Here is a 7,269-nt window from a genome sequence, read left to right as displayed (position 1 = left end):
ACCCCACCCCCTCCCCTAGGAGCCCCGTGACCCGCCCCGTGACCGCCCGCGTCCCCGCGAAGGTCAACGTTCAGCTCGCGGTCGGCGGCCGACGCCCCGACGGCTTTCACGACCTGGCCAACGTCTTCCTCGCCGTAGGGCTCCACGACGAGGTCACGGCCACCCCCGCCGAAACCCTCCGGGTCACCGTCGAGGGCACCGACGCGCCGCACGTCCCCACCGACCACACGAACCTCGCCGCCCGCGCCGCGGTCGCGCTCGCCGCGCGCCACGGCATCGCGCCGGACGTGCATCTGCACATCGCCAAGGACATCCCCGTCGCGGGCGGCATGGCGGGCGGCAGTGCGGACGCCGCCGGGGCGCTGCTGGCGTGCGACGCGCTGTGGGGTACGAAGACCAGCCTCACCGAACTCCTGGCGCTCTGCGCCGACCTGGGCAGCGACGTCCCGTTCAGCCTGGTCGGCGGCGCGGCGCTCGGCCGCGGCCGGGGGGAGCTGCTGACGCCGCTGGAGACGGGCGGGACCTTCCACTGGGTGTTCGCGGTGGCGGACGGCGGCCTGTCCACCCCGGCCGTCTACCGGGAGTGCGACCGCCTCCGGGAGGAGACGGGGGCGGGCGCGACCGTGGACGACATTCCCGACCCGGAGCCGTCCGAGGCGCTGCTCACGGCCCTGCGTACCGGCGACCCGGCCGCGCTGGCCGCCGCCGTGACCAACGATCTCCAGCCCGCCGCGCTGTCCCTGCGCCCGGCGCTCGCCGAGACGCTGCGCGCGGGCGCGGAAGGGGGCGCGCTGGCGTCCCTGGTATCCGGCTCCGGCCCGACCTGCGCGTTCCTGGCGAAGGACGCGGAGGCCGCGCAGGACGTGGCCACGGCGCTCGCGGCGTCCGGCACCTGCCGCACCGTGCGGACGGCGTCCGGCCCGGCGCCCGGGGCGACGGTGATCACTCCCTGACCGCGACTACCCTGGGACGTCGATCGATCCGCGAAACAGGAGTGTGATGGCCACCAACTTGGTCAACGTCGAAGCCGTCGGCAAGGTGTACGGCACCCGCGCGCTGCTGGACGGCGTGTCCCTCGGGGTCAACGAGGGCGATCGCATCGGCGTCGTCGGCCGTAACGGGGACGGGAAGACCACGCTCATCCGGATCCTCGCCAAGCTCGAACCCGCCGACGACGGCCGCGTCACCCACGCCGGGGGCCTGCGGGCGGGCGTGCTGACCCAGCACGATTCGCTCGACCCCGCCGCGACCGTCCGGCACGAGGTGATCGGCGATCTCGCCGACCACGAGTGGGCGGGCAACGCCAAGATCCGGGACATTCTCACCGGGCTCTTCGGCGGGCTCGACCTGCCCGCCTTCCCGCAGGGCCTGGACACCGTCATCGGCCCGCTGTCCGGCGGCGAGCGCCGCCGTATCGCGCTCGCCCAGCTGCTGATCGCCGAACAGGACCTGATCGTCCTCGACGAGCCGACGAACCACCTCGACGTCGAGGGCATCTCCTGGCTGGCCGGTCATCTGCGGGCGCGCCGCTCGGCGCTGGTGGTCGTCACCCACGACCGCTGGTTCCTGGACCAGGTCTGCACCCGCATGTGGGACGTGCAGCGCGGCGCGGTGCACGAGTACGAGGGCGGCTACAGCGACTACGTCTTCGCCCGGGCCGAGCGCGAGCGCATCGCCGCCACCGAGGAGGCCAAGCGGCAGAACCTGATGCGCAAGGAGCTGGCCTGGCTGCGCCGCGGCGCCCCGGCCCGCACCAGCAAGCCGCGCTTCCGCATCGAGGCGGCGAACGCGCTGATCGCGGACGTCCCGCCGCCGCGCGACAGTGCCGAGCTGATGAAGTTCGCGAACTCCCGCCTCGGCAAGACGGTCTTCGACCTGGAGGACGTGACCGTCACCGCCGGGCCGAAGGTGCTGCTCAAGCATCTGACCTGGCAGCTGGGGCCGGGCGACCGGATCGGCCTGGTGGGCGTGAACGGCGCGGGCAAGACATCGCTGCTGCGCGCCCTCGCCGAGGCCGCGCGCAGCGAGGGCGAACGGCAGCCCGAGAGCGGCCGGATCGCCGTCGGCAAGACCGTGAAGCTCGCGTACCTCTCGCAGGAGGTCGCCGAACTCGACCGGAACCTGCGCGTCCTGGAGGCCGTCGAGGCGGTGCGGCAGCGCGTCGACCTGGGCAAGGGCCGGGAGATGACCGCCTCGCAGCTGTGCGAGAAGTTCGGCTTCACCAAGGAGAAGCAGTGGACGCCGGTCGGCGATCTGTCCGGCGGTGAGCGGCGCCGGCTCCAGATCCTGCGGCTGCTGATGGACGAGCCCAATGTGCTGTTCCTGGACGAGCCGACGAACGACCTGGACATCGAGACCCTGACCCAGCTGGAGGACCTCCTCGACGGCTGGCCGGGCTCGCTCGTGGTCATCAGCCACGACCGGTACTTCCTGGAGCGCACCACCGACCGGGTGCTCGCGCTGCTGGGCGACGCCACGTTGCGCATGCTGCCGCGCGGGGTGGACGAGTACCTGGAGCGGCGGCAGCGGATGCTGGCCGCGGCGACGGCCCCGTCCGCGTCCGGTTCCGGCAAGCAGAAGGCCGCGGAGGCGCCGTCCGGCGGGCAGCGTTCGGCGGCCGAGCAGCGTGCCGCGAAGAAGGAACTCCAGAAGATCGAGCGGCGGCTGGACCGCATCAGCGACCAGGAGTCCACGCTGCACGCCCAGATCGCCGAGGACGCCACGGACTTCACCCGGGTCGCCGAGCTGGACGCCAAGCTGCGGGAGCTGACGGGGGAGCGGGACGAACTGGAGACCCGCTGGCTGGAGCTGGCCGACGACGCCTGAGCCGACGACGCGTGAGCCGACGACGGTGAGGCCCCGGCGCCGCGTGAGGGCGGACGACGCGCGCGCAACAGTCGCGTCACGGGCCGGTCTCAGCTGCTCGATAGATGGCGACCGGCCCGTGGCTTGTCATGACCGGGTGATACAAAGAACTCCCGCCTTGCCCTGCTGCTCACCGGCGGGTCGCATGTCCGATTCACTCCATCCCGGCGGGTTCCGGCCGCCGGGATAGCGGGGGAGGCCGAGTCGGTCCATGGGCTCGCTTCAAAGGAATACCCATGTCACAGCCGCCTCCGCCGCCGAATCAGCCGCCGCAGGGCGGCTTCGGCGCGCCGCAGGAGCCGAGTTACGGCTATCCGCAGCAGCCGCCCGTCCCGCCTCCGCCGCCCCCGGGCCCGCCGTCGCAGCCGCCGCAGACGCCCCCGCAGGGCGCGGGCGGCTACGGCTACCCGGGGCAGTCGGTGCACGCGGAGCCCACCCAGGCGGCCATGCCGTCCCCGTCCCCGTACCAGCAGCAGTACGGACAGCAGCAGTACGGGCAGCAGTACGGCCAGCAGCCCTACGGTCAGCAGCAGTACGGCCAGCAGGGTTACGGCTACCCGCCCCAGCCGCAGTACCCCGGCGGCCCGGGCCAGGGCGGCGGCCCCGGCGGCAGCGGCCGGTCCAAGCAGCGGATGGCGGTCATCGTCAGCGCGGTGGTCGCGGTCGCGCTGGTCATCGGCGGCGGCATATGGTTCGCCACCAACGGCGGTGGCGCCACCGATGACCAGGCCAAGGACAAGGACAAGCAGACCAGCCAGGGCAGCACGGGCGGCACCAAGAACCAGCCCGCGCCGAAGACGGTCAACACCCGACTGGTCAACAAGCTCCCCATGCCGAAGGTCAATGACCAGGTCACGGTCGAGGGCATGTGGACCGTCGGCGACACCTTCGTCAAGGCCGGGGTCAACAAGATCGACGGCTATCCGCTGGACGGCGGATCCGCGAAGTGGTCGATTCCCCTTGCCGGTGCGGTCTGCTGGTCCTCGGACCACGTCTCCAAGGACGGTCTGACCGCGGTCCTCTACCAGGAGAGCAAGCCGACCAAGGAGGACGAGTACCCGAGCTGCAACCAGGTCGCGCTGCTGGACCTGAAGAACGGCAAGATGCGGTGGCACCGGGACGTCGGTGACGGGGACGAGAAGGTCCCCTTCGACGAGGTGACTTTCGGCGGCGGCACGGTCGCCGCGGGCGGCACCAGCGGCGGCGCCGCCTGGTCGTCGTCGGGCAAGCAGCTGTGGAAGCCGCAGGCCACCGACGACTGCGAGGACCGCGGCTATGCCGGCAGCGAGACCAAGCTGGTCGCGGTGCGCCAGTGCGGTCAGTACGACAGCCCGCAGATCCAGGTCCAGACGCTGAACCCGAAGACGGGCGCGGTGAAGTCCGCGTACAAGGTGTCGCAGGGCATCGACTACGTGCACGTCGCGTCCACCGACCCGCTGGTGATCGGGCTCGACGCGGGCGACTCGACCGGCTCCGGGGTCTCCGACTTCCTGTCCATCGACGACAGCGCCAAGGCCGGTACGGTGCGCGCGAAGATCAGCACCGAGAACGGCAAGTACCAGGCCAAGTGCCCCTCGACCAGCGTCGAGGGCTGCCGCCAGATCGCCGTCAGCAAGTCGGCGGGCGCCCTCTTCCTGGGGTCGGAGGACCGCAACAGCTACGACAGCACCACCACGGCCAACGAGGTCGTGGCGTTCAGCCTGACGACCGGCAAGCCGGTCGGCAAGACGGACGGCGTCAAGCAGGCCGCGATGACACCGCTCGGCCTCGACAAGGACGGCTTCGTGCTCGCCTACCAGGAGAGCACCTTTGACGAGGGCGGTGCGGTGTGGCGCATCGACCCCAAGTCGTACGAGAAGTCGAAGCTGTTGCAGAACCCGGCCGACAGCGGGGAGATGGAGTCGAAGTTCAGCCCCAGCTACTCGGAGATCATCTACTCCGACCAGCGGCTGTACATGAGCACCGTCTACGCCGACAAACCCTCCGGCTCGTACGACCAGGACGACCCGCTGGCCATCATCTTCGGCGGCAGCTGACCCCCACCGGCGCAACCCCTCGGCGGCCCCGCCCGTACGCACCGTACGGGCGGGGCCGCCGCCGTTTTCCGCCAGGGATGCCAGGGATTCTCCATGATCGAATCCGTTCCGCCGGGCAGGGCGCATCGATCTGTTTCAGACGTGAATGAGATGTCAAGTAGGCGCAGATGGGCGGGATTTCGGCATTCCGGGGGGCTTCTTCCGGGTAAGGGGCGCGCAACGTCGAACAAGCGTGTAGCTTCCCGGGGCAAAGGGGGGAAACTCATGGGCGTGCGACTCATGGTGGTCGATGACCACCGCCTGCTCGCGGAGGCCCTCGCCTCGGCGTTGAAGCTGCGCGGGCACCGGGTGCTCGCCGCGGCCGCGCCGAGCGCGGGAGCGGCGGAGCTGGTGGTGAGCCGGGCACCGGAGGTGTGTCTGCTGGGTACGGCGACACCTGCCGATCCGGGCGTGTTCGAACCGGTCGTGCGGATCAAGAAGGAGCGGCCACAGGTCGCGGTGGTGGTGCTCGGCCCGGTGCCGAACCCACGCGGTATCGCCGCCGCGTTCGCCGCGGGCGCCTCGGGCTATGTCCGGCACGACGAGCGGATCGAGGGCGTCGAGCGCGCCATGATGAAGGCGCGCGCGGGCGAGGCGGCGGTGGCCCCGCAGCTGTTGCAGGGGGCGTTCGCGGAACTGCTCAACCCCGCGGCCCAGCCGGACGACGAGGGGGCCCGGCTGCTGCGCATGCTGACCCCGCGCGAGGTGGAGGTGCTCATGCGGGTCGCGGAGGGCGAGGACACCCGGCTGATCGCCGCGGGCATGGGCATCGCGCCCAGCACGGCGCGCACCCATGTGCAGCGGGTGCTGATGAAGCTCGGGGTCGGATCCCGGCTGGAGGCGGCGGCGCTGGCGGCGCGCACCGGTCTGCTGGACCGGGCGGCGACGCACCGCGGCGCGACGCCGCTGTCTCCCTCCTAGGGGCTGTCTGCGGTTGTGATCAATTGGCTTTCAGGAGGCTGCTGATCCAGATGGTCGCTGCGCGGAGATGCAGTCCGGCGAGGTAGCTTTCGGACGTCTTGTCGTAGCGGGTCGCGATGCCTCGCCAGTCCTTCAGCCTGTTGATGGCCCGCTCAACCGTGTTGCGATCGCGGTAGAGATCGGCGTTGTGGGTGACGGGCCTGCCGCCCCGGCTGCCTTTCTTCCTGCGGTTGGCTGCCTGGTCCTTCTTCTCCGGGATGACCGCCTTGATACGGCGTTTGCGCAGGTGGGCGCGGTTGGCGCGGGAGGAGTAGGCCTTGTCGCCGGCCACGGCGGCGGGCCGGGTGCGGGGACGGCCGACGGGTAGACGGACCCCACCTTGCTCAGGACTGGGATGAACTGGGGGCTGTCGGCGGCCTGCCCGGCGGTCAGAAGGAGCGCCATCGGCCGGCATCGCCGGTCGGCGGCCAGGTGAATTTTGCTGGTCAGCCCGCCGCGGGACCGCCCGAGCAGGGCGGCCTTCAGCCGTGCCCGCCGTCGTAAGCGGATGCGTCGGCGTTCGGCGCGGACCGGATCGATTTCGCCGTCCTGTCCGCCTTGTTCCCCGGACGCTCCCCCTTTTGCGAGGCCGCCTCTTCGAGCGCGGCCAGGGTCTCTTCGCTGACCCGCATGCCGGCCGCGTCGTGATGAGCCCGCGTGGTGGTGGAATCCACGCTGACCAGCGACATGTCGATTTCCTCCCTGCGGACGGCCTCGGCGATCGCCTCTTCCAGCAGGGCCTGGAAAACACCCGCGTCCCGCCATCGCATGAAGCGGTTGTAGACGGTCTGCCAGGCGCCGAACCGCTCGGGCATCTCCCGCCACTGACTGCCGGTGCGGAACCGCCAGATCACCCCCTCGAACTGATCCCGCAGCCGGTCGGGGTACGGGCCAAACCTGCCGACCGGCAGGAATGGCCCGATGAACTCCCACTCTTCGTCCGTGAGTTGCGTACGCGTCACACCACAGTCCTACCGGATCGGCAGGTACCGCCGATCTTGATCACAACTAAAGACAGCCCCTAGGCGCTGTCGTCCCCGGGCCGGGCGGGGCCCTGCTCGGGGGCGTGGTGGGGCATGGGCAGCGGCCTGAGCTTCATCCAGAGCAGGAAGAGCAGGCCGAGGACGAGCATGCTGATGCCCGTCCACAGGTTGATGTTGATGTTCTCGGCCTTCTTCAGGTCCGCGTCGGAGGCGGTGATCCCGGCGATCGTGACGATGATCCCGTAGATCACGAACAGGCCGCCGATGATGCGCCGAACGTCGAAGAGCCGGGCCGCGGTCGCCGACTTCCCCTCCAGTTCCTCGACCTCGTGCTGATACTCGTAGTCGTCACTCATGGCGCGGGTTCCTTATCCGCAGGAGGGTCA

General features: G+C 70.8%; 5 protein-coding genes and 1 pseudogene. 4 read left to right on the top strand and 2 right to left on the bottom strand.

The features are described 5' to 3' along the window. The first annotated feature begins 26 nt into the window (after positions 1-26). The 4 genes from SSOG_RS17270 to SSOG_RS17255 all read left to right on the top strand — a co-directional run bounded on the left by SSOG_RS17270 (position 27) and on the right by SSOG_RS17255 (position 5,861). Positions 27-953, top strand: coding sequence for a 4-(cytidine 5'-diphospho)-2-C-methyl-D-erythritol kinase (locus SSOG_RS17270; protein WP_009715526.1), 927 nt, complete (start codon positions 27-29; stop codon positions 951-953). A 46-nt stretch (positions 954-999) separates the two neighbouring features. Further along, positions 1,000-2,826: an ABC-F family ATP-binding cassette domain-containing protein gene (locus SSOG_RS17265; protein WP_009715525.1), complete on the top strand. Its 1,827-nt coding sequence runs from the start codon at positions 1,000-1,002 to the stop codon at positions 2,824-2,826. A 275-nt stretch (positions 2,827-3,101) separates the two neighbouring features. Next, positions 3,102-4,901 (top strand): hypothetical protein, encoded by a 1,800-nt coding sequence (locus SSOG_RS17260; RefSeq protein WP_009715524.1) that lies wholly within the window; start codon positions 3,102-3,104, stop codon positions 4,899-4,901. 264 nt (positions 4,902-5,165) lie between these two features. Further along, entirely contained in the window at positions 5,166-5,861 is a 696-nt protein-coding gene (locus SSOG_RS17255; RefSeq protein ID WP_009715523.1) for a response regulator transcription factor, read from the top strand. Between the two features lie 19 nt (positions 5,862-5,880). On the opposite strand, the pseudogene SSOG_RS48535 reads toward SSOG_RS17255, so the two are convergent. Then, a pseudogene (locus SSOG_RS48535) lies at positions 5,881-6,862 on the bottom strand (IS5 family transposase). 59 nt (positions 6,863-6,921) lie between these two features. Next, positions 6,922-7,239: a hypothetical protein gene (locus SSOG_RS17240; RefSeq protein ID WP_009715522.1), complete on the bottom strand. Its 318-nt coding sequence runs from the start codon at positions 7,237-7,239 to the stop codon at positions 6,922-6,924. Between the last annotated feature and the right edge of the window lie 30 nt (positions 7,240-7,269).

Source organism: Streptomyces himastatinicus ATCC 53653, from assembly GCF_000158915.1.
Lineage (GTDB): Bacteria > Actinomycetota > Actinomycetes > Streptomycetales > Streptomycetaceae > Streptomyces > Streptomyces himastatinicus.
Note: the sequence above shows the minus strand (reverse complement) of the source record. Positions and strands in the feature narration are given on the sequence as shown.